This window comes from Rhizobium sp. S152, assembly GCF_030380735.1.
Lineage (GTDB): Bacteria > Pseudomonadota > Alphaproteobacteria > Rhizobiales > Rhizobiaceae > Rhizobium.
In genome coordinates this window covers 59,580-81,244 of sequence record NZ_JAUDRZ010000011.1, presented here as the reverse complement: position 1 = coordinate 81,244, position 21,665 = coordinate 59,580, and the positions used below count along the sequence as shown (strand labels likewise).

Genomic DNA, 21,665 nt, shown 5'->3' with positions numbered 1-21,665 from the left:
GCCCGGCGAGCAGCATCACTATGGATTTGATATGTTTGATATTCTCTGGCGCTCGATCGCCATCGGCATCGGCGCCACCATCCTCATGGATATCTGGGCCGTCATCCTCGGCAAGCTGACCGGCACCGGCCTGCCCAACTGGGGACCGCCCGGTCGCTGGCTCTGGCATCTCTTCGCCAAGGGCACGGTCTTTCACGACGATATCGGCAAGGCCGAGCCTTACAGGCACGAAGTCGCGCTCGGCTGGGTCTTCCACTACGCCGTCGGTATTATCTATGGCATCATGCTGGTGATCCTCACCGGCCCTTACTGGCTGGTCGCCCCGACCTTCCTGCCGGCATGGATCTGGGGGATCGTGACGATCGCCGCCGGCTGGTTCCTGCTGCAGCCCGGCCTCGGCATCGGCTGGGCGGCATCGAAGACGCCGAACCCGAACAAGGTGCGGTTCCTCGGCCTCGTGGCGCATACGGTGTTCGGCTTCGGCCTCTACGCGACGGCTCTGCTGATCCGTTAAACCTGGCTTACCAGCGAACGGCCTCGCCGGGAGCCGCGGGCTCGACGGCGAGCGCATGCAGGCCGGCGTCGAGTTCCGGCCTGAGGAGTTCGGTGATCGCTCGGTGGCGGGCAAGGCGCGTCATACCGGTAAACCGTTCGGAGACGATGCGCACCCGCATGTGGGTTTCGCCGGCGCCCGTGATGTCGGGGTGGTGGCCGGCGTGGAGATGGCTCTCGTTGATGACGAACAGGCGTTCGGGCGCGAACGCCGCGACGAGCTTTTCTTCGATATCGGACTGCAGGGTCATGGCTCTTGCTGCTTTGCGAAAAAGGTTCCCACCAAGCCAGCAACATTCCCATTTGTCAATTCTTGTCCTGATCCGATCTGGACACCATAATTAGCGCCGTCATGAGACTCGATTCCAAATACTTCGACCGCATCCGCACCCGCCGCAAACGCGAGCAGGAACCCGAACAGGCTCCCCCGACCTGTCAGTGGGACGGGTGCGACAAGAAAGGCGTGCATCGTGCTCCCGTCGGGCGCAATGCCGAGGGGCAGTTCTTTCTGTTCTGCTTCGAGCACGTCAAAGAATACAACAAGGGCTACAACTACTTCTCCGGCCTCTCGGATAGCGAGATCGCACGCTACCAGAAGGAAGCGATCACCGGTCATCGCCCGACCTGGACCGTTGGGGTCAACAAGTCGGCCAAGGATAGCCCGATCCATTCCGAGGTGCGCTCCGGCGCCTATACGCGTGTTCGCGATCCCTTCGGCTTCGTCAAGGAAAACAAGAGCAGCGGTCCGCGCTTTCCCGAGCAGCGCAAGTTGAAGAGCTTGGAGGCCAAGGCCTTCGACACCATGAATCTGGCGGCCAACGCCACCTCGTCGGAGATCAAGAGCCGCTACAAGGAACTGGTGAAGAAGCACCATCCCGACGCCAATGGCGGCGACCGCGGATCCGAGGAGCGTTTCCGCGCGGTGATCCAGGCCTATCAATTGTTGAAGCAGAACGGTTTTTGTTAATTCCCGTCCTTGCTCTTGGTCTTCAATCGGGTATGGTCCAAATCGGCTGAGGCCGCAGGCAACCGCGGCACCTGTTTCTGCGTTTGTCCCACAGGCGCCTCGGCCACTTCCGGACGCGGCGTTTCTTGTCCGGGACTATGTTCAAGAATGCTCGCAGGCGATCATCATGTCGTGTCCGAGGTTTCGTTTCAGTCCCGGAGAAGCATCGCCGACGTTCAGACATGAGCGCGTGGGGTACCGCGACGCCATGATCGCGAAACGAGCTGAGACAGTATGGCAGGGTGTCGGCCACCCGCCTTGGAGACATGATGAGCAAGATTGACCTTGATATCTCGGAACTTCCGGACACCACCGTTTCCGTCAGGGAGGTCTTCGGCATCGATTCCGACATCCGCGTTCCGGCCTATAGCCAGGGCAGCGCCTATGTTCCGGATCTCGATCCCGACTATCTCTTCGATCGCGAAACCACGCTCGCCATCATCGCCGGCTTCGCTCATAACCGACGCGTGATGATCTCCGGCTACCACGGTACCGGCAAGTCCTCGCACATCGAGCAGGTCGCCGCGCGCCTCAACTGGCCCTGCGTGCGTATCAACCTCGACAGCCATGTCAGCCGTATCGACCTCGTCGGCAAGGACGCCATCGTCGTCAAGGACGGCCTGCAGGTCACCGAATTCAAGGACGGCATTCTGCCCTGGGCCTACCAACACAATGTCGCGCTCGTCTTCGACGAATATGACGCCGGCCGCCCTGACGTGATGTTCGTCATCCAGCGCGTGCTGGAATCCTCCGGCCGCCTGACGCTGCTCGACCAGAGCCGCGTCATCCGCCCGCACCCGGCTTTCCGCCTGTTTGCCACCGCCAACACGATCGGCCTCGGCGACACGACGGGCCTCTATCACGGTACCCAGCAGATCAACCAGGCGCAGATGGACCGCTGGTCGATCATCTCGACGCTGAACTACCTGCCGCACGAGCACGAAGTGAATATCGTCGCCGCCAAGGTGAAGAGCTTCGGCAAGGACAAGAACGGCCGCGACACCGTCTCCAAGATGGTCCGCGTCGCCGATCTCACCCGCGCCTCGTTCATGAACGGCGACCTCTCGACCGTCATGAGCCCGCGTACCGTCATCACCTGGGCCGAGAACGCCGAGATCTTCGGTGATCTCGCCTTCGCCTTCCGCGTCACCTTCCTCAACAAGTGCGACGAGCTGGAGCGTCCACTGGTTGCAGAGCACTATCAGCGCGCCTTCGGCGTCGAGCTGAAGGAAAGCGCCGCCAACATCGTCCTGGAGGCCTGAGGCTAACGGATCATGGCAGCGCGTGGTGACAATTCGAAAGCAAAGCCCGGTTCGCCCGTCGACGTGGAGCCGCTGCGTCGGGCGATAACCGGCAGCGTCCGCGCCATCGCCGGCGACGGCGAGGTCGAGGTGACTTTCGCCAACGAGCGGCCGGGCATGACCGCCGAGCGCATCCGCCTGCCGGAACTCTCCAAGCGCCCGACGATGCATGAGCTTGCGGTCACCCGCGGTCTCGGCGATTCGATGGCGCTGCGTCTCGCCTGCCATGACGAGAAGGTGCATTCGACGATGGCGCCGCAGGGCTCCGACGCTCGCGCGATCTTCGATGCCGTCGAGCAGGCGCGCGTGGAATCGATCGGCGCGCTGCGCATGGAAGGCGTCGCCTCGAACCTGCGCTCGATGACTTCGGAAAAATACGCCAAGGCCAATTTCTCCGGCATCGAACGCCAGGAAGACGCGCCCGTCGGCGAAGCCGTCGCCATGATGGTGCGCGAGAAGCTTACGGGCGAGAAGCCGCCGGAATCCGCCGGCAAGGTGCTCGATCTCTGGCGCTCCTTCATCGAGGACAAGGCCGGCAAGGATCTCGAGAACCTGACCGGCGTCATCAACGACCAGCAGGCCTTCTCCAAGGTCATCCGCAACATGCTCACAGCCATGGAAATGGCCGAGGAGTATGGTGACGACGACAGCGATCCTGATTCCGACGACCAGCAGGACGAGGAAGACAAGCCGAGCGGCGAAGACCAGAACGACGACGATGTCGAAGACGATGCCGGTTCGGATGCCGCGCCCGTCGAGGACAGCGAAGTCGCCGACGAGCAGATGGAGGACGGCGAGACCGAAGGCGCCGAGATCTCCGACGACGACATGCAGGAAGAGGGCGAGGACGACAGCGAGACGCCGGGCGAAACCCGCCGTCCCAACACGCCCTTCGACGATTTCAACGAGAAGGTCGACTACCACGTCTTCACCGAGGAGTTCGACGAGACGATCACCGCCGAGGAATTGTGCGACGCCGCCGAGCTGGAGCGCCTGCGCGCCTTCCTCGACAAGCAGCTCGCCCATCTCCAGGGGGCCGTCGGACGTCTCGCCAACCGCCTGCAGCGCCGCCTGATGGCGCAACAGAACCGCTCCTGGGACTTCGACCTGGAAGAGGGCTATCTCGATCCTGCCCGCCTGACGCGCCTGATCATCGACCCCACCCAGGCGCTCTCCTTCAAGAAGGAACGCGACACGCAGTTTCGCGACACGGTCGTGACGCTTTTGATCGACAATTCCGGCTCCATGCGCGGCCGGCCGATCACCGTTGCCGCCACCTGCGCCGACATTCTCGCCCGCACGCTGGAGCGCTGCGGCGTCAAGGTCGAGATCTTGGGCTTCACCACCAAGGCCTGGAAGGGCGGGCAGGCGCGCGAACAGTGGCTTGCCAATGGCAAGCCACAGACGCCGGGCCGCCTCAACGACCTGCGCCACATCATCTACAAGTCCGCCGACGCCCCATGGCGCCGCTCGCGCACCAATCTCGGCCTGATGATGCGCGAAGGCCTGCTCAAGGAAAACATCGACGGCGAAGCGCTGATGTGGGCGCATAACCGCCTGATCGCGCGGCGCGAGCAGCGCAAAATCCTGATGATGATTTCCGACGGCGCGCCTGTCGACGATTCGACGCTGTCGGTCAATCCGGGCAACTATCTGGAGCGCCATCTGCGCGCGGTCATCGAGCGCATCGAGACCCGCTCTCCGGTCGAACTGCTCGCCATCGGCATCGGCCATGACGTCACGCGCTACTATCGCCGCGCCGTCACCATCGTCGATGCGGATGAACTGGCGGGCGCCATGACCGAACAGCTGGCCTCGCTCTTCGAGGACCAGGCGGCGCAACCGCGCGGCGGACGCGCCCGCCGTGCAGGCTGACGCCATATGAAGGCTGTCGGGCTCGCGCGGTCCTGGTTTGCCGGTGCGCTTCTGACGCTCGGGCTCGCGGCGTCATCAGTGATTGCCGCCGAGGATGGCGCCGCGGTCAAAAGCAATCCGATCTCACGCTTCAAGATCGGCTCGGACCAGACAAGGTTCGGGCCGTTCGAATTTCTCGGCGGGCTGGAAATGACTTCGGGCAACCGGCTGTTCGGTTCGCTGTCGTCTATCCGTTTTCGTTCGGACCAGACGAGTTTCGTCGGCGTGCTGGATACCGGACACTGGATGACCGGGCGCATCGAGCGCGATGACGCGGGACGTCTTTCGGGGCTGGCCGATGTCGTCATCACCTCGATGAAAAACGCCGAGGGCCGGAGCTTCGAGGGCAAGGGGCGGATGGATGCCGAGGGGCTGGCGCTGCATGGCGACCGGGTGCTGGTGTCCTTCGAGCAGAACCACAGGGTCGACGTCTATCCCGATCCCGGCTTTGCGGCCTCCGCCGTAACCGGCAATTATCCCATTCCGTTTCCACGCAAGGAACTTCGCTCGAACCGCGGTTTCGAGACCGTGGCGGTTTCGCCCGAAGACAGCCCGCTCAAGGGCGGCACGCTGATCGTCGCGGAACGCAGCCTCGACGACGCGGGCAATGCCTATGCGGCCATTCTCGACGGGCCCCTTAAGGGGAAGCTGGCGCTGGCCCACTATGGCGACTTCGACGCCACGGACGGCGCCTTCCTGCCCGATGGCGATCTTCTGCTTCTCGAGCGCCGCTTCAACCTCGCCGAGGGGATCGGCATGCGGATCCGCCGGATCAGATCGGCCGACATCAGGCCGGGCGCGGTCATGGATGGCGAGATCCTGCTGCAGAGCGACTTCGGCTACCAGATCGACAATATGGAAGGCCTGGATGTCTTCAGGGCGGCTGATGGCAGCACACATGTGATCATCGTATCCGACGACAATCATTCGATCCTGCAGCGTAATCTCATGCTGGAATTCAAGCTGGTCGAGTAGGTGGCTCATATCTCGCCCGTCCCGGCGTCTTGTTGTAGACTGCGGACCGGGGGAGTGGGGATGACGAGCCAAAGTGAAACGCGACGACGAACCAGAACGCGCATGGCTGCCAGCGGGCTTCTCGTGCTGATGTCGGCCTATCTGCTGCTTGCCTACTTCCTGGTGCCCGAGATGTGGATCCTGCGCGACGAAGGCCGCATCGCGGAATTCGGGCCGATGGTGACGACGACGGATCAGGATATTCCCGGCGATCCGATCAATGTCGGGTTGGTTGGGACGAAGGAAGAGGTCATCCGCGCCTTTTCCGCCGCCGGCTGGGACCCGGCCGACAAGATCACGCTCAGGACGTCGGCGGAAATCGGCCTCAGCGTCGTGCTCGACCGTCCCGATCTCGATGCGCCGGTGAGTCCGCTCAAGTTCGAGGGACGTAAGCAGGATCTGGCCTTCGAGCTCGCGGTCGGCAAGAGCGCCGATGAGCGCAATCATGTCCGCTTCTGGATGACAAAGGAGGTGGCGGAGGATGGCCGGCCGATCTGGCTGGGCTCGGCGAGCTTCGATCGCGGGGTGGGCTTCAGCCACGATACCGGGCAGATCACCCATCATATCGGGCCGGATGTCGATGCGGAGCGGAACCTGACGATCGGTGACCTGATGAAAGCGGGTCAGTTGTCGTCGACATATGAGATCGCCGGCGTAGGCGCCACCAAGACCGGACGGAACGGCGGCGGCGATCCCTATTTCACCGACGGCAAGGCGCTGGTCGGGATCATCCGGGAGAAGAACGGCACCCCGTGAGGGATGCCGTTGCCATGGATTTAGCTGGCGCGGGCAGCCTGCATGGGGCGCAGGACGCTCATCAGCGCGCCGTAAGGCAACAGCATGACGAGGCCGACAAAAAGCTTCACCCAGAAATCGCCGATCGCCCAGGAGATCCAGCGCGGTGCTTCGGCGGCAAGGACGCCGAGAACGGGCGAGGCTGCCAGCGCGAACGGATCGTTCGGGCCGAGGAAGACGAAGAAGGCGGCGAAGGACAGCGAGAAGAAAATCACCGTGTCCAGCATCGAGCCGAGCAACGAACCCACCAGCGGCGCACGCCACCAGGCCTGGCGGCGCAGGCGGTTGAACAGCGCGATATCGAGCAGCTGGCCGGCGAGATAGGCCGTGCCGGAGGCGATCGCGATGCGCGGAACCGACGTGAAGAAGGAAAGTGCCACGCCGACGAGGAAGCCAGCGAACACCACCTTGCGCGCCGCTTGCGGCCCGAACTGGCGGTTGGTGAGATCGGTGATCAGGAAGGCGACCGGATAGGTGAAGGCACCCCAGGTCAGGAGATCGGCCAGATTGACGCCAGCGACGGTGACGTTCAATGGGAACTGAACGAGGAAGTTGGACGAGACGACGACCAGCGTCATCAGGGCAACGTAGATAAGGGTATAGCGGCTCTGAAGCATTTTTTTATCCTGGGGTATGCCACCAGTTGGAGGGAACACACAGCAAAGCAAAAGGCCTGAACGGATATTATCCGTGCAAGCCTTTTGAAGCCGTACAGCTAAAGATCAGCGCTGATTATGCAGCGACTGCAGCTTCAGCGGTCTTCTTGACGATCTGGCGGCGCAGCAGACGAGCGCGCATCGACAGGTCGTTTTCGCTTGCCTTGATGAGGAAGGCATCGAGGCCGCCACGATGCTCAACGGAACGGAGAGCAGCAGCCGAAACGCGAAGACGGTAACGCTGGCCGAGGGCGTCGGAGATCAGCGTAACCTGGCACAGGTTCGGGAGGAACCGGCGCTTGGTCTTGTTGTTGGCATGGCTGACATTGTTGCCAACGAGGACTGCCTTGCCGGTCAATTCGCACATGCGGGACATGGAACACCTATTCTTGTTTTTCTCGGCCATTGATTGCCGACCCGCGCAAAGTCGAGCTTGCAATCCATCAGGCCATGATTGGAAAGTTGCGGTTCTATAATCAGACAGGCCGCGCGCGTCAAGCCAAACCTTGGCGTTTCCCGCAATTCCGTCAAAAAGCTCGTGTTTTCTTGACGCGACAACAGGCGTATAGACCTTACTTCGCCGCTTTACCAGCGCGACCAACAAGGCGGATTTCATGGCTCATAGGAGCAAACGAATCTTCATCTCGACCCTTGCCGCGCTGATGGCCCTACCGGCGACGGCGAGCGAGGTCACGCACCGCACCGAGTACAAGGTATCGCTCGGGATCATCACGATTGCCCGCGCCGCCTTTCTGACGCGGATCGAGGACGACAAGAGCTACCGCGTTTCCGGCGATATCAGCTCGGCCGGGCTTGCCGATCTCGTGACCGATATCTCGGCCAAGACCAGCGTCGACGGCATCGTGCGCGGCGACCGGCTGCAGGCGACGCGCTATTTCCTCTATTACAAGAGCGGCAAGCGGGCGCGGACCTATGACGTCCGCTACAGCAACGGCAACATCACGTCGACGACGGTGAAGCCGCCGCGACGGTTGCCGAAGAACTGGGTGGACGTGCCGGCCGGCGATCTGCGTTCGGTGCTCGACCCGATCTCGGGGATGATCTTCCCCGCGGATGCCGATCCCTGCAGGCAGCGCCTGCCAATCTTCGACGGCGAGATGCGCATGGATCTGGTGCTGTCGGGTAAGGGCTCGCAGGAGTTCTCGACGAATGGCTTCAACGGCAAGGCGCTCGTCTGCAACGTCCGCTTCGTGCCGAAATCCGGCTACAAGAAGGGCCGCAGCGACATCGTCTATCTCAGCAAGAGCAACCGCATGGAAATCTGGTTTGCCAAGGCGGATGCGGCGAATGTATATGCTCCTGTCTACGTCCGTATTCCCACGCAATACGGGCCGGTGACGATTACCGCCGTCAAGTACGGCGCAAGCTGACGGAGCGCATGCCTCCGCGAAGGGGGACATGTGAAGCTGCGGGCAACGTTGATCGGCTTTTCGGCCATCCTGATGTGGTCGTTCCTGGCGCTGTTGACCGCCGCCTCGGGCAAGATGCCGCCGTTCCAGCTGTCGGCCATCTGCTTTGCCATCGCCAGCCTGCCCGGCATTCTCGTGCTTGTTCTCAAGCCCTCGCGGCTGGCGCTGTTGAAGCAGCCGGCCAGCGTCTGGATTGTCGGCATCGCCGGATTGTTCGGCTACCATTTTCTCTACTTCACGGCGCTTAGAAACGCGCCGGCGGTCGAGGCCGGGCTGATCGCCTATCTCTGGCCGTTGCTGATTGTCGTCGGCTCGGCGCTGCTGCCGGGCGAGAAGCTGCGCTGGTATCACCTTGTCGGCGCGCTGGCGGGGCTTTGCGGGACGTTTCTGATCGTCGGACGCAACGGCGTCAATTTCGATGGTGCCTATGCGCTCGGCTATGGCGCCGCTTTCCTCTGCGCCTTCACATGGTCTGGCTACTCGCTGTTGACGCGGCGCTTCGATGCGGTGTCGACCGATGTCGTCACCGGCTTTTGCCTAGCAACCTCCATTCTGTCGCTCGTCTGCCATCTGGCGCTCGAGACGACGGTGTGGCCGCAGGGCGTGGTGGAATGGGTCGCCGTCGTCGGCCTCGGGCTGTTTCCCGTGGGTGCCGCCTTCTATGCCTGGGACTACGGCGTCAAGAACGGCAATATCCAGATCCTCGGTGCCGCCAGCTATGCCGCGCCGCTGCTGTCGACGCTGATCCTTACGCTGTTCGGCTTCGCAGAGGCGACGCCGCGCATCGCCATCGCCTGCGTTCTGGTCACGGGTGGCGCGGTGTTGGCCGCGCAGGATATGTTCCGGAAGAAGTCCGCGCCGGCGCGGGAAGCTGCCGCCGCGGAATGATCTCAGGACGCCGGAGCCCAGTCCTTCGGTGCCATCTCGAAGCTTGAGAACTCGAAGCCGGGCGCAACCGTGCAGCCGACCAGCGTATAGTCGCCCAGCGTTTCGGCCGATTGCCACCAGTTGGCGGGAATGACCGCCTGCGGGCGCTCGCCGCCCAGGATATCCGGGCCGAGCGTCAGCGTTTCGCTTTTGCCGCCATCGGCGGCTCGATGCAGCGCCAGCGGCGCGCCGGCGTAATAGTGCCAGACCTCGGCTGCGTCATGGACGCGATGCCAGTGCGAGCGCTGCCCTGATTTCAGCAGATAGTAGATCGCGGTCGAGTGGCCGCGCGCATCGGTGTCGCTGTCGCGAAAGGTCTGGATGTACCAGCCGCCCTCGGGGTGCGGCTGCATGGCGAGTTCGCGGATGATGTCGTCCGCCGTCATCTCTTTAGCCGGCATCAGAAATTGTCTTTGCGCCTGCGGATTTCGGCGAAGACCTCCTCGTTGGTCTTGCTTTCCATCAAAAGGTTGCGGCGAATGGCCGGATCGGCGGCGCGCAGGAAGGGGTTGGTTTCCTTCTCGAGCGCAAGCGTCGTCGGGATGGTGAACTTGCCTTCGGCGCGCAACGCCTCGATCTCGGCGGCGCGGCTCCTCAGGCGCTCGTTGTCGGGATCGATCGTCACTGCGAAGCTGGCGTTGGTGAGCGTGTATTCGTGGCCGAAATAGATCGCTGTTTCATCCGGCAGCACGGCAAGCTTCTGCAGCGAATGCCACATATCGGCGGGCGGGCGCTCGAACAGGCGGCCACAGCCGAGCGCGAACAGCGTATCGGCGGCAAACAGCAGCTTGTCGTCGACGAAGTGGTAGCAGATGTGGCCGGCGGTGTGGCCGGGGGTCTCGATGACGCTGACGGTGTGGTCGCCGAACAGGAAGGTGTCGCCGTCGGCCATGGTCCGGTCGAGGCCGGGAATCGCCACCGCCTCGTTGATCGGGCCGATGATCTCGCAGCCGTAGTGCTCCTTCAGCGCAAGATTGCCCTCGACATGGTCGGTATGGTGATGGGTGGTCAGGATATGGGAAATCTTCCAGCCACGGCGATCGGCAGCCGCCTTCACCGCATCGGCATCCGGGGCATCGATCGACGCCGTGTTGCCGGTCTCGGGATCATGGACCAGTACGCCGAAATTATCGGTTCGGCAGAGAAAAACTTCCAGATTCAATGGTTTCATAATTTAAGGCGACCTCATTATCTCGGGCATACCGGGAATGTAGAGGGTCGCCCCTTGAAGTCCAACCGGCTATCGATAACATTTGTCGCAATGCACGCCGATATTGTCGACCTACGTCAGTTCTATCATTCCGATCTCGGCCGTATCGCCGAGCAGTCGATCAGCATGGCCTTGTCGTCGCTCTGGGTGCGGCTGCCGCAGGAGCGGCTGGTCGGCATCGGCTATGCCGTGCCGTTTCTCGATCGTTTCCAGGCGGATACGGAGCGCACCTTCGCCTTCATGCCGGCGGGGCAGGGGGCGGTGAACTGGCCGATGGGGTCGCTGTCCTCCACCGCGCTGATCTTCGACGAGGAACTGCCGCTGCCGGACTCGTCGATCGACCGTATCCTCATGGTGCATTCGCTCGAATTCGCCGAAAATCCGCGCGAGACGCTGAAGGAGATCTGGCGGGTGCTGGCGCCGGGCGGGCGGCTCGTCATCGTCGTGCCCAACCGCCGCGGCGTCTGGGCACGCATGGAGCACACGCCCTTCGGCTCCGGGCGGCCCTATTCGCGCGGGCAGCTGACTCATCTGCTGCGCGAAACCAACTTCACGCCCGGAGCAACCGCCGAGGCGCTGCTGTTTCCGCCATCGAAGCTGGGCACGGTGATGCGGCTGCGCAGCGCCTTCGAGCGAGTCGGACGGACCATGTGGCCGGCCTTTTCCGGCGCCATCATCGTCGAGGCGCAGAAGCGGCTTTATCAGGGCCTTCCCGTCGCCGCCCGCGCCTCGCGCCGCGTCTTCGTGCCCGTCCTCGCGCCGCACGGCGTGCCGACGACGCGCAGCCGGTAAAGCCCAAGCTCGCTCTCGACAAGATCGCCTTTCCGTTCTATTGCCTCAGGGCAATTTTTGGCCGGATTTCCCGGCGTTTTTCCAAGGTCGATCCCATGAGCGTAGAGAAGAGCAAGCCCGTTCCGCGTCCCGGTATTCTGGATATCGCAGCCTATGTGCCGGGCAAGGAACATGCCCCCGGCGTGGCCAGGGTCTACAAGCTCTCCTCCAACGAAAATCCGCTGGGCGCCAGCCCGAAGGCGATCGAGGCCTTCCGCGCCGCCGCCGACAATCTCGAGCGCTATCCCGACGGCCAGGCCGTCGAGCTGCGCGAGGCGATCGCCTCGGTGCACGGGCTGAATGCGGCCAATATCCTCTGCGGCAACGGTTCGGACGAGCTGCTCGGCCTGCTCTGCCACGTCTACCTCGCGCCTGGCGACGAAGCCATCATCACCGAGCATGGCTTCCTCGTCTACAAGATCCAGATCATGGGCGCTGGCGCCACGCCTGTGACGGTGAAGGAGAAGAACCGCACCGTCGACGTCGACGCGATCCTGGCGGCCGTGACCGAGAACACGAAGATGGTATTCATCGCCAATCCCGGCAATCCGACCGGGACCTACGTGCCGGTCAGCGAGATCCGCCGGCTGCAGGCGGCGCTGCCCAAGGATGTCGTGCTGGTGCTCGACGCGGCCTATGCCGAATATGTTCGTCGCAACGACTACGAGGCGGGCATCGAGATCGTGTCTTCCAATGCGAACGTGGTGATGACCCGCACCTTCTCGAAGGTCTACGGCCTTGCCGCGTTGCGCGTCGGCTGGATGTATGCGCCGGCCGAGATCATCGATGCGCTCAACCGCGTCCGCGGCCCGTTCAACATGAATTCCGCGGCGATCTCCGCAGGTGCGGCCGCCATTCGCGACCAGGCCTTCCTGCAGGAAGCCGTCGCCTTCAACCAGATGTGGATCGAAAAGCTGACAGGTGCTCTGGAAGGCTTCGGCATCGAGGTGACGCCTTCGGTGGCTAACTTCGTGCTGATGCATTTCCCCGATGTCGACGGCAAGCGCGCCGCCGATGCCGACGAATTCCTCACCAGCCGCGGCTATATCCTGCGCGCGGTCAAGGGCTACGGCTTTGCCAATTCGCTGCGCATGAGCATCGGTCCGGAAGAAGCGAACCGCGGCGTCATCGAGGCGCTCGGTGAATTCATGGGGCGGAAACCATGACGGTCCAGTTCGATCGCATCGCGCTTATCGGCATCGGCCTGATCGGCTCGTCGCTGGCGCATGACATCAAGCGGCTGGGGCTGGCGAAAGAGGTGGTCATCGCCACCCGCAGCGCCGAGACGCTGACGCGGGCGGAAGAGCTTGAGCTCGGCGATCGCTACACGACGTCTTCGGCCGAAGCGGTCAAGGATGCGGACCTCGTCATCGTCTCGGTGCCGGTCGGCGCGTCGGAGGCGGTTGCCAGGGAGATTGCCGGCAGCCTGAAGCCGGGCGCGATCGTCACCGATGTCGGCTCGACCAAGGCGTCGGTCATCGCCCAGATGCAGCCGCACATGCCCGATAACGTCCACTTCATTCCAGGCCACCCGCTGGCGGGTACGGAAAAATCCGGCCCGGATGCCGGTTTCCCCGGCCTGTTCGAAGGGCGCTGGTGCATCTTCACGCCGCTTGCCGATACGGACGAGACGGCGCTGAGGACGCTCAGCCGTTTCTGGGAAACGCTGGGCTCGAAGATCGACGTAATGGACCCGGAGCATCACGACAAGGTGTTGGCGATCGTCTCGCACCTGCCGCACCTGATTGCCTACAACATCGTCGGCACGGCGGATGATCTCGGAACGGTCACGCAGTCCGAAGTTATCAAATATTCAGCATCAGGCTTCCGCGACTTCACGCGTCTGGCGGCCTCCGACCCGACGATGTGGCGTGACGTCTGCCTGCACAACAAGGATGCGATCCTGGAGATGCTGGCGCGGTTTTCCGAGGACCTCGCCTACCTGCAGCGGGCGATCCGCTGGGGCGAGGGCGACAAGATTTTCGATCTCTTCACCCGCACCCGCGCCATCCGCCGTTCGATCATCGAGGCAGGCCAGGACGTCGATGCCCCCGACTTCGGCCGGCCGCACACGCTCGAGAAGAAGCCCTGACAATCAGATCGGCGGGATCGAGCCGAGCGGGATGAAGCCGCCGACGGTGGCGTTGCCGCGTGCGACGACGAGGTCGACCGAGACCGTATCGCCGCCGCCGGCAAGCGCCTTCAGGAGCTTCGCGGCGGTGTCGACGGTCTTCGCCATGTCAGGGAACGTCTGCTTGATGCTGTTGCGCCATTGGCCGAGTTCCTGGATCTCCAGCTTGAATTTTCCTGAGAGATAACCCTCCTCGTCAAAGGTGAACGGGCCTGTCAGCGTCATCACCTTGCCGTCACCGATATCGGCCACGACCTTGCGCAGCTCGCCGCTGGAGCCATAGAGCCCTCGGCGGTCGCTGCCATCGACCAGACCAGCCTTGCCGGCAAGCGTCACGTCGATGCTGGCCGAGAGCTTCGGCAGCAGTTGCGGCCAATCCTTGATCGAGGTGTCGGAATCCGTGAGCGAGATCGCACCGTCGAGATCGGCGCCGTTCTGGCGCAGGTGGATCTCGGTATGGGCGGCGTTGAAATCGATCGTCTGGCCGGTCTGCGAGGAAACGGCGACCGCCTTCAGACCGTCGATGACGGTGGAGGAGCGATCGATGCCGCGAAACTTGGTGACCAGGCTCGACTGCAGCTTTTCCCATTCGGCATTGATCGACAGGCCGTGCGCGGTGCGGATCTCGGTGGGCGAATCGAGTTCCCAGACGATGTGGCCAGGCGCATAGACCTGGGCGGCCGAGCGCAGGGCGCCGAAGCTCGCTGAAACGCCGTTGACGTTGTCGTCGACATCCACCTTCGAGCAGAACAGCCCGATGCGGAAGGGAAAGCCGCGCACGTCCATATCCGTGCACTCGCTACTGACACCGGCCGTATCGCGCGGGGCGATCGCCCGCAGCACGGTGTTCTTCAGCTGCGAGGCGGCGTAGAACCAGGCGCCGGTGTAAAGCGCGATCACCAGAACGATGCCGCCGCCCAGCAACCAGAATTTCCTGCCGCTGCGGGATTGGCTTGACGCTGCCATGTTGTTCTCCAATGGTGAGTCGCGAATGGGATTCTCGGTCTGGCGTGGGATATGGACGAATTTTGGGTATTTGGCTATGGATCCCTGATGTGGAACCCGGGCTTTGCGTTTCTGGAGCGTTCTCAGGCGCTTATTCACGGCTACCGACGCTCGCTCTGCGTTCGCTCATGGGTCCACAGGGGAACGCAAGAGCATCCGGGGCTGGTGCTGGGGCTCGACCACGGCGGTTCCTGCCGGGGCATGGCGTTCCGCATCGCGCATGACGAATGGGGCGGTGTGATCGAGTATCTTCGGGCCCGCGAACTTGTCACCAACGTCTATCTGGAGCGACATGTTCCATTGCGGCTGGCGGATGGCCGCAGCCGCCGGGCGGTCGCCTATATCGTCGACCGCCGCCACACACAGTATGCCGGGGCGCTGGATGCGGTTGCCGCGGCGCGGGTGGTTCACAGCGCCAGCGGGCAGTCGGGGCCGAACGACGCCTATGTCTTCAACACGCTGGAGCACCTGAAGAGCATGGGCATCCGCGATCACTGGCTGGAGCAGGTCGTGGGCGAGGTGGAGCGGCTGCGGGCGGCCTGATGATCAGGCCGTGACCGCCTTTTTTCTGTCGATCTCGGCCAGCCGCTCGACGGCGGTGGGCGGCAGGGGAAGCTCGGGATTTCTTTGCGCGGCGTCGACGAGGAGCTCGTCGCTTGCCTTTTCCGTCACCTCGATCAGATGCGCGAAGAAGGCGTCGGGATCCATGCCCGGCATGATCGGCGGCAGGATCCTGACCTTGAAATGGCCGGGGTAGCGCATCGTCGTATGGCGCGGCCAGAACAGGCCGGGATGCATGGCGACGGGTACGACCGGCAGCTGCAGGTCGCGGTACATGCGGGCGATGCCGTATTTGTAGACCGGCTCGGCGCCCGGTGGACGGCGGGTGCCTTCGGGATAGATGATCAACTGGCGGCCGGTGGCGAGCTCTTCCTTGGTGCGGCGTAGCGCCTCGACCATGACCTTGCCGCGGGCGCCGCGGTTGATAGGGATCATTCGCTGCTTTTTCGCGTACCAGCCGAACAGCGGGATCCACATCAGCTCGCGCTTCAGGATATAGACCGGGTCCTTCAGCCACGGCAGCAGCGCGTAGGTGTCCCAGAAGGACTGGTGCTTGGGCGCCAGGATATAGCCGCCCTCTGGCAGGTTCTCCAATCCCTCGATCTCGAAGGTGGTGCCGACGATCTTTTCCATCAGCCAATGGTTCGAGAGCGCCCAGTTCTTCGGGATGCTGTAGGCGCGCTTGCGCGAGACGAGGAAGTAGTAGGGCGATAGCACGATCATCCGCAGAATGAGATTGGCGTAGAAGATCGTGTTGAAGAGGACGGAACGCAGGGCGATCATGAACTTTCCCAAGGCCGGTTTCCGCAGGATCAGCGGCTGCGCCCTCCTACACGAAATCGCCCGACATAAAAAGCTATCGGCTCAGCTATCTGTGTCCGGCTCCGCCGAACGCAGGCCCGGATGGCGCCAAAGGCCGGTGATGTTGCGGGCGCCGGCGAAGAGCACCTTGGCATATTCGGCCAGCATCACCCGCATGGCATCCGGATTGGCAAACCAGTCACTGTTCTTCAGGTCGGTATTGACGACGGGATAGGCAATGAACTGGGTGTCCGGGTCGACATAGGCGAGTTCCGCCAGACTACGGGGCATGTGGTAGTTGTTGGTGACGACGAGAACGCTCTTGTAGCCCTTGGCGTGAATCCAGTTGGTCGCTTCCTCGGCGTTGCCGATGGTGTCGAGCGCGTCGTAGCCGACGTCGACGCAGCAGGAGAATAGCTCCGGCGAGGCCTGCGTCATCTTTCTGATCTGGCGTGGCGTGGTCGACGGGTGGACGCCGGAGATCAGCAGGCGCTGGCCGGCGCCCTTCTGTAGAAGCTCGACGGCCTGGTCTATGCGCTGGTAGCCACCGGTGAGCACGATGATGGCGTCGGCATGCGGTTCTGCCGGCGGTTTCAGCGTCGTCACCGAATCGGCGAAGCGCAGGAAGCCGACGAAGATCACCGCCGTCGTGAGAACGAAAAGCACACCGCCCCAGCGCAGCATGCGGCGCACGGGCCCACGGCGCGCGGGCTCGCCGCCGGTGCGATTAAGCTCCGACTTCGAACGAATCGAATTGCGGTACATGTGACCCATGCTCATGAATCGAAAAATATATGCAGATTGCGGCGGGGAACAGACGCTTTCATGGCAAAAATTGCGTCGTCAATTCAATTGGTGAGACCATCGGCGCGGGTGGGATCCGAGCGCAGGGTGTCGATTTCGTAGATCGTGCGCATGACGGTGAGGCGCGCGGTGAAGGTGGTCAGCAGCGCGATGACGATCATCGTCGCGAAGATCCCGGCATAGCCGAGCGCCCCCACGGAAAAGGTGCCGAAGAGCGCGGTCGCCTGGTCGGTCTGCGGCGTCGCCAGTGTGCGGCTCTGCAGGAAGCCGGCGCTCATGAAGAAGAGCGCGGCCAGCGCGCTGCCGATTGCCGAGCCCTTGAGGCTGATCTTCAGGAAGTGCTTCTGGAACTCGGTGGCGACGAAGGAACCCTCGGCGCCGACAAAATGCAGGACCTCGACGATATGCCGGTTGCCCGACATCGCGCCGCGGGTGGCGAAGACGACCGTGAGCACCATCGCCGAGAAGACCAGCAGCAGTACGCCGGTGCCGATCATGACAGTCGTGTGCGCCATGGAGACCAGCCGGTCGACCCAGGTGCGGTGGTCGTCGAGCGAGGATTGCGGGATGCTTTCCTTCAGGAGCGCGCGCATTGCCTCGAAGTCCGGCGGATTGCTTTCGTCGATGGTGACGATGACGAGGCGCGGAACGGGCAGTTCCTTGATATCGAGGCCGGCGCCCAGCCAGGGCTCGAGCAGGCGTGCGGTGGCGGCCTCGTCTACGATCTGGCCATCCTTGGTGCCGACGAAGGTCAGCGCGATCTCGCGGGCCTGCTGCAGCGCCTTGTCCATATCCAGGCCGTCGTCCGGCTTGATCTGGATGGTGATCTCGCGGGAAATCTGGCTTTCCCAGCTGGACGCGGTCGAACGCACCATGGAGACACCGCCGAGCGTCAGGCAGGCGAGGAAGGCCATGATGGCGATCACGACCGTCAGCGCGTTGCCCTGAATATTGGCCGAGGGCAGGATCGGCGCCGTCGGGCGCACCTTCATCTCCGGCCGTTTCTGGCCCTTCGATGCGGGGTTGGGTGCGCGGGATGTGGGCTCAGTCATGGATTTCGAGATGCCCTTCCGAGAGAATCATGCGGCGGGCTTCCACCTGGTCCATCAGCGTCAGGTCGTGGGTGGCGATCACGACGGCGGTTCCCAGGCGGTTGAGTTCGAGGAAGAGGTTAAGGAGACGGCGGGCCATCGGCGGATCGACGTTGGCGGTCGGTTCGTCGGCAAGCAGGATCTCGGGGCGGTCGATCAGCGCGCGGGCGATCGCGGCGCGCTGCTTCTCGCCACCAGAGAGCACCGGCGGCAGCACATTGATGCGCTCGCCGAGGCCGACCCATTTCAGAAGCTCAAGCACGTCGGTCTTGTAGGAACTCTCGTCCTTGCCGCGCACGCGCAGCGGCAGAGCCACGTTCTCGTAGGTCGTCAGGTGATCGAGCAGGCGAAATTCCTGGAAGATGATGCCGACGCGGCGGCGCAGCAGCGGCAGCTCGCCGCGCGGAATGTCGGATATGTCGCGGCCGAACATGCGGATCAGCCCGCGCGTCGGCTGCAGCGACAGGAACAGAAGCCTGAGCAGCGTCGTCTTGCCGGCGCCGGAAGGGCCGGTCAGGAACTGGAAGGATTTCTTCGGAATGTCGAATGTCAGGTCCCGGAGAATTTCCGGCCCCATGCCATAGCGCAAACCGACATTCTCGAAGTGGATCAACGGGCAGCTCAGTTTCTTGTTGTTTCAACGCAAGACTTGTTAACCAACTCCGTTAACAACGGGTAAATTTCGCCGGAAAGGCGTCGCTTTGATGGCGATCTTTGCGAAGCGTTAACCATTAAAATTTACGAGTAGAGAGGATTCGTTTCAATGCCGGATTTGTCGTTCGGCGCGAAACCATGTGGACACCGAAAAGGCCGTCATCATGAGTTCCTCATCCTTCAGCCGGCAGGCGCCGGGCCGGGCCTATGATTTCATTCCGCCGGAGCCGGCCAAACACCAACCCCGCCGCGCGCGTCCCGATGATATCGCCGACGCCGAATTCGTGGTGATCGGCCGCGAGCGCAGCCAGACATTTTCAGGAAACACCGTCAACGACAACTACCGGCGCCGGACCTCCGCCTTCGCGGTTCAAGAACCCGCGACGGGTGGCGGGGGTACGCTTTTGTCGCTTGCCGAGGCGGGCGAGGAATTCCTGCAGCGGTCCTCGGCCAAGACGTTCGCCGCCTTCGTGATCGCGCTCTGCGTCCTCGCCTTCGGCCTTTTCGGCGGCTTTTCCGGGCTGTCGGGATCGCAGGCCGCGGTTGCCGGGCCGCCGCTGCATTTCACCCATGTGAGCGTGACGCCGCGCGATGCCAACGGCATGCGGGTACTGCTCATCAACGGCATCATCGACAATACCGGCAACACCACGCAGCTCCTGCGGCCGGTGCGCGCCGATCTCTTCGTCGGCGACCAGCTGTCGGCGAGCGTCGTCATCCAGCCGCCGTCTGATGTGCTTTACGGCGGGCAGAGCCGTGGCTTTTCGACCCGCGTGCAGTACGTCGGTGGAAAAATGCCGGAAGTCCGGCTTTCCTTCATGCCGTAAGGGGTGCGTCCCAGCCCGCTTTGTGCTAACGGCTTTGCTTCTTTTTCATGGAGCAAGCTTTCCCATGCCAGTCGTGCGCGGAAAAAACATCGATCCCCTGTTCACCGCCGAGCAGATCTCCGAGCGCAATCATGCGATTGCCAAGCAGATCGCCGAGGGTCCGACGAAGGACCTGCTTGTCATCGCGATCCTCAAGGGCTCGTTCATTTTCGCGGCCGACCTCATCCGCGCGCTGCACGACACGGGCCTTGCGCCCGAGGTCGAGTTCATCACGCTTTCGAGCTATGGCACCGGTACGGTTTCGCAGGGCGTGCGCATCGTCAAGGATATCGACAGCGACGTGAAGGACCGTGACGTGCTGCTGATCGACGACATCCTGGAATCCGGCCGCACGCTGAAGTTCGCCAAGGAACTTCTCTTCGAACGCGGCGCCCGCAACGTCACCATCGCCGTGCTGCTCGACAAGAGCGTCAAGCGCAAGGAAAAGCTGGAGGCGGACTACGTCGGCTTCGAATGCCCTGATTATTTCGTCGTTGGCTACGGCATGGATGTGGCCTACGCCTTCCGCGAACTGCCCTTCGTCGGCGTCGTCACCGGCGACGCCTGAGCGTCCCCGAATGGGACGGGTTGTTAACCATCCCGTCCATCGTCCGGTTCATTGCCCCCGCCCGTTTACCTCTCGCAAAGGAAACTCGTGTGATTTGCGGGGCAGGGCATGAAACGGAGCAATGCACATCATGGCAAGAATTCTGATTACGGAAGACGAAGATTCCCTGCGTTCTTTCGTAGCCCGCGCTTTGCGCCTCGACGGTCATGAGACCGAAGAAGCGGCTGACGGTGCGGAGGGGCTGGAAAAGCTCACTATCGGCGGCTACGACCTGCTGCTTTCGGATATCCGCATGCCCGTCATGGACGGCATCGAGCTGGCGCACCAGGCCAAATCGGCCTTCCCGGCTCTGAAGATTCTTCTGATGACCGGTTATGCCGAACAGCGCGAACGCGCCGACGATCTCGCGGAGAAGATCGTGGACGTGGTGTCCAAGCCTTTCGCGCTTCCCGATATCCGCAAGGCGGTCGCCCGTGCGCTGGCTGCCTGAGTCGGCCTGAAGCGTGTTCCGATCAGCGGGTCTGATCGGAGATGAACTTACCCTCATAGCGGACCTTGAAGTTCCGCCGGTGAAAATCCTGCTGGAAACAGACGAAGATCAGCTCGATGTCGCCGGCGTGATCATGCTTGTGCAACAGGCTTAGCGTCACGACGATAACGCCGGCATAGCCGCGCGTCAGCTTGAAGGCGCCGTTTCTGATGTCGTTGGCCTCGGCATCCTGGCGGTCGTCGCGGCGCTCATAGATTACCCAGAAGCGGGCGATGTCCCAGGTCGTTCGCAGGATCTCGGTGATTTCGGCCTGGAACTGCTCGGCGTGCATGCCGGGAGCCCAGGTGAGCGTCCTTTCGCCCTCGTCGGCAACCATGTTGAGGTAGCCGTCGTAATCGCCGCCGCCGGACAGCGCATTCTCGATCATTGCAAATGCTGCGTTTTCGCCAATTGCCGTCTTGAAAAGAATTGCCATCGAATCGCTATCGTTCGTCGTCTGCCCTGAAAACTACGAATCTTCGGGCGGGGCAGGAAAATCCCTGCTGCCGGGAAATGTCATATGATGCAGCCTTGCCGCAAGGCAAGGCGCATGGATCACCATTCCCCGTATGAAGGCGAATTCATGACGTCAAGACTATACGCCTCGCTCAGTAGGATGGGCAGGCCGGATTGATGGTCGTGCCGCTGTTGCCGCCCTGCGTGCGTAACGCGCCCGGCTTCGGTCGCGGCGGGCAGCCGGGCGGCCGCCGGGTCATCGAGCGGTCGGGCGAGATGCTGCCGGTGGTGCCGGTGCTTACCCATCCACGGTGCAAGGACGAATTGTACTGCCCGGCGGCAAGACCCTTACTGCCGCTGTTGGTCGAGGCGAAACCGCCGATGTCATAGGCACCTGCCGTGCCTGCCATCATGGCGAGCGCGAGAGCGGCGGCGCCAAGCTGCTTCCATCCTGTGTGCATGGACATACCCTCACTGAACGGCGCGACAATTCGCGTCTCAAGTGAAAATAGGGATCTCGGAAAGCGATCACTGGATTATCACGAAGTTGTGAATTCAGCTTT

At 62.7% G+C, this 21,665-nt stretch carries 27 protein-coding genes; 15 read left to right on the top strand and 12 right to left on the bottom strand.

Going from position 1 to position 21,665, the window contains the following annotated elements; translation table 11 throughout:
- Positions 1–31: 31 nt before the first annotated feature.
- Positions 32–514, top strand: a complete 483-nt coding sequence (locus QTL95_RS15100) for a DUF2938 domain-containing protein (RefSeq protein WP_289720774.1) — start codon at positions 32–34, stop codon at positions 512–514.
- A gap of 7 nt (positions 515–521) precedes the next feature.
- Here QTL95_RS15100 and QTL95_RS15095 read toward each other — a convergent pair whose 3' ends face one another.
- Positions 522–803: a BolA family protein gene (locus QTL95_RS15095; RefSeq protein WP_289720773.1), complete on the bottom strand. Its 282-nt coding sequence runs from the start codon at positions 801–803 to the stop codon at positions 522–524.
- Positions 804–904: 101 nt separating this feature from the next.
- Between QTL95_RS15095 and QTL95_RS15090 the strand changes: the two genes are divergently transcribed.
- From QTL95_RS15090 to QTL95_RS15070, 5 genes are all read left to right on the top strand, one after another.
- Positions 905–1,519 (top strand): J domain-containing protein, encoded by a 615-nt coding sequence (locus QTL95_RS15090; RefSeq protein WP_289720772.1) that lies wholly within the window; start codon positions 905–907, stop codon positions 1,517–1,519.
- 308 nt (positions 1,520–1,827) lie between these two features.
- Entirely contained in the window at positions 1,828–2,820 is a 993-nt protein-coding gene (cobS, locus tag QTL95_RS15085) for a cobaltochelatase subunit CobS (RefSeq protein ID WP_018901558.1), read from the top strand.
- Between the two features lie 12 nt (positions 2,821–2,832).
- Entirely contained in the window at positions 2,833–4,734 is a 1,902-nt protein-coding gene (cobT, locus tag QTL95_RS15080) for a cobaltochelatase subunit CobT (RefSeq protein ID WP_289720771.1), read from the top strand.
- 6 nt (positions 4,735–4,740) lie between these two features.
- On the top strand, positions 4,741–5,748 hold the full coding sequence (locus QTL95_RS15075; RefSeq protein WP_289720770.1) for an esterase-like activity of phytase family protein: 1,008 nt from the start codon (positions 4,741–4,743) through the stop codon (positions 5,746–5,748).
- A gap of 102 nt (positions 5,749–5,850) precedes the next feature.
- Entirely contained in the window at positions 5,851–6,543 is a 693-nt protein-coding gene (locus QTL95_RS15070) for an LssY C-terminal domain-containing protein (protein WP_289720769.1), read from the top strand.
- 20 nt (positions 6,544–6,563) lie between these two features.
- On the opposite strand, the gene QTL95_RS15065 is transcribed toward QTL95_RS15070, so the two are convergent.
- Complete coding sequence (locus tag QTL95_RS15065; RefSeq protein WP_289720768.1) at positions 6,564–7,199, bottom strand: queuosine precursor transporter; 636 nt, start codon at positions 7,197–7,199, stop codon at positions 6,564–6,566.
- Positions 7,200–7,314: 115 nt separating this feature from the next.
- Positions 7,315–7,614, bottom strand: a complete 300-nt coding sequence (gene rpmB, locus QTL95_RS15060) for a 50S ribosomal protein L28 (RefSeq protein ID WP_037182170.1) — start codon at positions 7,612–7,614, stop codon at positions 7,315–7,317.
- A gap of 238 nt (positions 7,615–7,852) precedes the next feature.
- Between rpmB and QTL95_RS15055 the strand changes: the two genes are divergently transcribed.
- The gene (locus tag QTL95_RS15055; protein ID WP_289720767.1) at positions 7,853–8,629 is read left to right on the top strand and encodes a DUF3108 domain-containing protein; all 777 of its coding nucleotides are present in this window, start codon (positions 7,853–7,855) and stop codon (positions 8,627–8,629) included.
- A 30-nt stretch (positions 8,630–8,659) separates the two neighbouring features.
- On the top strand, positions 8,660–9,556 hold the full coding sequence (gene yddG, locus QTL95_RS15050) for an aromatic amino acid exporter YddG (RefSeq protein WP_289720766.1): 897 nt from the start codon (positions 8,660–8,662) through the stop codon (positions 9,554–9,556).
- Positions 9,557–9,558: 2 nt separating this feature from the next.
- Here the strand turns inward: yddG and QTL95_RS15045 are convergent, their stop codons facing one another.
- Together QTL95_RS15045 and gloB are read right to left on the bottom strand one after the other, a co-directional pair.
- Positions 9,559–9,981, bottom strand: a complete 423-nt coding sequence (locus QTL95_RS15045) for a cupin domain-containing protein (RefSeq protein ID WP_289720870.1) — start codon at positions 9,979–9,981, stop codon at positions 9,559–9,561.
- 14 nt (positions 9,982–9,995) lie between these two features.
- Complete coding sequence (gene gloB, locus QTL95_RS15040) at positions 9,996–10,766, bottom strand: hydroxyacylglutathione hydrolase (RefSeq protein ID WP_289720765.1); 771 nt, start codon at positions 10,764–10,766, stop codon at positions 9,996–9,998.
- A gap of 54 nt (positions 10,767–10,820) precedes the next feature.
- Here gloB and QTL95_RS15035 point away from each other — a divergent pair, with 54 nt between their 5' ends.
- From QTL95_RS15035 to QTL95_RS15025, 3 genes are all read left to right on the top strand, one after another.
- Positions 10,821–11,597, top strand: a complete 777-nt coding sequence (locus tag QTL95_RS15035; protein WP_289720764.1) for a class I SAM-dependent methyltransferase — start codon at positions 10,821–10,823, stop codon at positions 11,595–11,597.
- A gap of 95 nt (positions 11,598–11,692) precedes the next feature.
- On the top strand, positions 11,693–12,802 hold the full coding sequence (hisC, locus tag QTL95_RS15030; RefSeq protein ID WP_289720763.1) for a histidinol-phosphate transaminase: 1,110 nt from the start codon (positions 11,693–11,695) through the stop codon (positions 12,800–12,802).
- Entirely contained in the window at positions 12,799–13,728 is a 930-nt protein-coding gene (locus QTL95_RS15025; RefSeq protein WP_289720762.1) for a prephenate/arogenate dehydrogenase family protein, read from the top strand. Before hisC ends, QTL95_RS15025 begins: the two co-directional genes overlap by 4 nt.
- 3 nt (positions 13,729–13,731) lie before the next feature.
- Here the strand turns inward: QTL95_RS15025 and QTL95_RS15020 are convergent, their stop codons facing one another.
- The gene (locus QTL95_RS15020) at positions 13,732–14,733 is read right to left on the bottom strand and encodes a DUF2125 domain-containing protein (protein ID WP_289720761.1); all 1,002 of its coding nucleotides are present in this window, start codon (positions 14,731–14,733) and stop codon (positions 13,732–13,734) included.
- 51 nt (positions 14,734–14,784) lie between these two features.
- On the opposite strand from QTL95_RS15020, the gene QTL95_RS15015 reads away from it, so the two are divergent.
- The gene (locus QTL95_RS15015) at positions 14,785–15,315 is read left to right on the top strand and encodes a gamma-glutamylcyclotransferase (protein WP_289720760.1); all 531 of its coding nucleotides are present in this window, start codon (positions 14,785–14,787) and stop codon (positions 15,313–15,315) included.
- A gap of 3 nt (positions 15,316–15,318) precedes the next feature.
- Here QTL95_RS15015 and QTL95_RS15010 read toward each other — a convergent pair whose 3' ends face one another.
- The 4 genes from QTL95_RS15010 to ftsE all read right to left on the bottom strand — a co-directional run bounded on the left by QTL95_RS15010 (position 15,319) and on the right by ftsE (position 18,642).
- Positions 15,319–16,116, bottom strand: a complete 798-nt coding sequence (locus tag QTL95_RS15010; RefSeq protein WP_289720759.1) for a lysophospholipid acyltransferase family protein — start codon at positions 16,114–16,116, stop codon at positions 15,319–15,321.
- 81 nt (positions 16,117–16,197) lie between these two features.
- Positions 16,198–16,908, bottom strand: a complete 711-nt coding sequence (locus QTL95_RS15005; RefSeq protein WP_442981298.1) for a YdcF family protein — start codon at positions 16,906–16,908, stop codon at positions 16,198–16,200.
- Between the two features lie 74 nt (positions 16,909–16,982).
- Complete coding sequence (locus tag QTL95_RS15000) at positions 16,983–17,990, bottom strand: cell division protein FtsX (protein ID WP_289720757.1); 1,008 nt, start codon at positions 17,988–17,990, stop codon at positions 16,983–16,985.
- Positions 17,983–18,642 (bottom strand): cell division ATP-binding protein FtsE, encoded by a 660-nt coding sequence (ftsE, locus tag QTL95_RS14995; protein WP_289720756.1) that lies wholly within the window; start codon positions 18,640–18,642, stop codon positions 17,983–17,985. The genes QTL95_RS15000 and ftsE overlap by 8 nt, the downstream gene beginning before the upstream one ends.
- A 205-nt stretch (positions 18,643–18,847) precedes the next feature.
- Here ftsE and QTL95_RS14990 point away from each other — a divergent pair, with 205 nt between their 5' ends.
- The 3 genes from QTL95_RS14990 (at position 18,848) to QTL95_RS14980 (ending at position 20,607) form a co-directional block, all read left to right on the top strand.
- The gene (locus QTL95_RS14990; protein ID WP_289720755.1) at positions 18,848–19,510 is read left to right on the top strand and encodes a hypothetical protein; all 663 of its coding nucleotides are present in this window, start codon (positions 18,848–18,850) and stop codon (positions 19,508–19,510) included.
- A 64-nt stretch (positions 19,511–19,574) separates the two neighbouring features.
- Complete coding sequence (hpt, locus tag QTL95_RS14985; RefSeq protein ID WP_289720754.1) at positions 19,575–20,117, top strand: hypoxanthine phosphoribosyltransferase; 543 nt, start codon at positions 19,575–19,577, stop codon at positions 20,115–20,117.
- A 130-nt stretch (positions 20,118–20,247) separates the two neighbouring features.
- Positions 20,248–20,607 carry a response regulator gene (locus QTL95_RS14980; protein WP_037182439.1) on the top strand — a complete coding sequence of 120 codons (360 nt, stop codon included), beginning with the start codon at positions 20,248–20,250 and terminating at the stop codon, positions 20,605–20,607.
- A 22-nt stretch (positions 20,608–20,629) separates the two neighbouring features.
- On the opposite strand, the gene QTL95_RS14975 is transcribed toward QTL95_RS14980, so the two are convergent.
- Together QTL95_RS14975 and QTL95_RS14970 are read right to left on the bottom strand one after the other, a co-directional pair.
- Positions 20,630–21,082, bottom strand: coding sequence for a hypothetical protein (locus tag QTL95_RS14975; RefSeq protein WP_289720753.1), 453 nt, complete (start codon positions 21,080–21,082; stop codon positions 20,630–20,632).
- 172 nt (positions 21,083–21,254) lie between these two features.
- Positions 21,255–21,563, bottom strand: coding sequence for a hypothetical protein (locus tag QTL95_RS14970; RefSeq protein ID WP_289720752.1), 309 nt, complete (start codon positions 21,561–21,563; stop codon positions 21,255–21,257).
- Positions 21,564–21,665 lie beyond the last annotated feature (102 nt).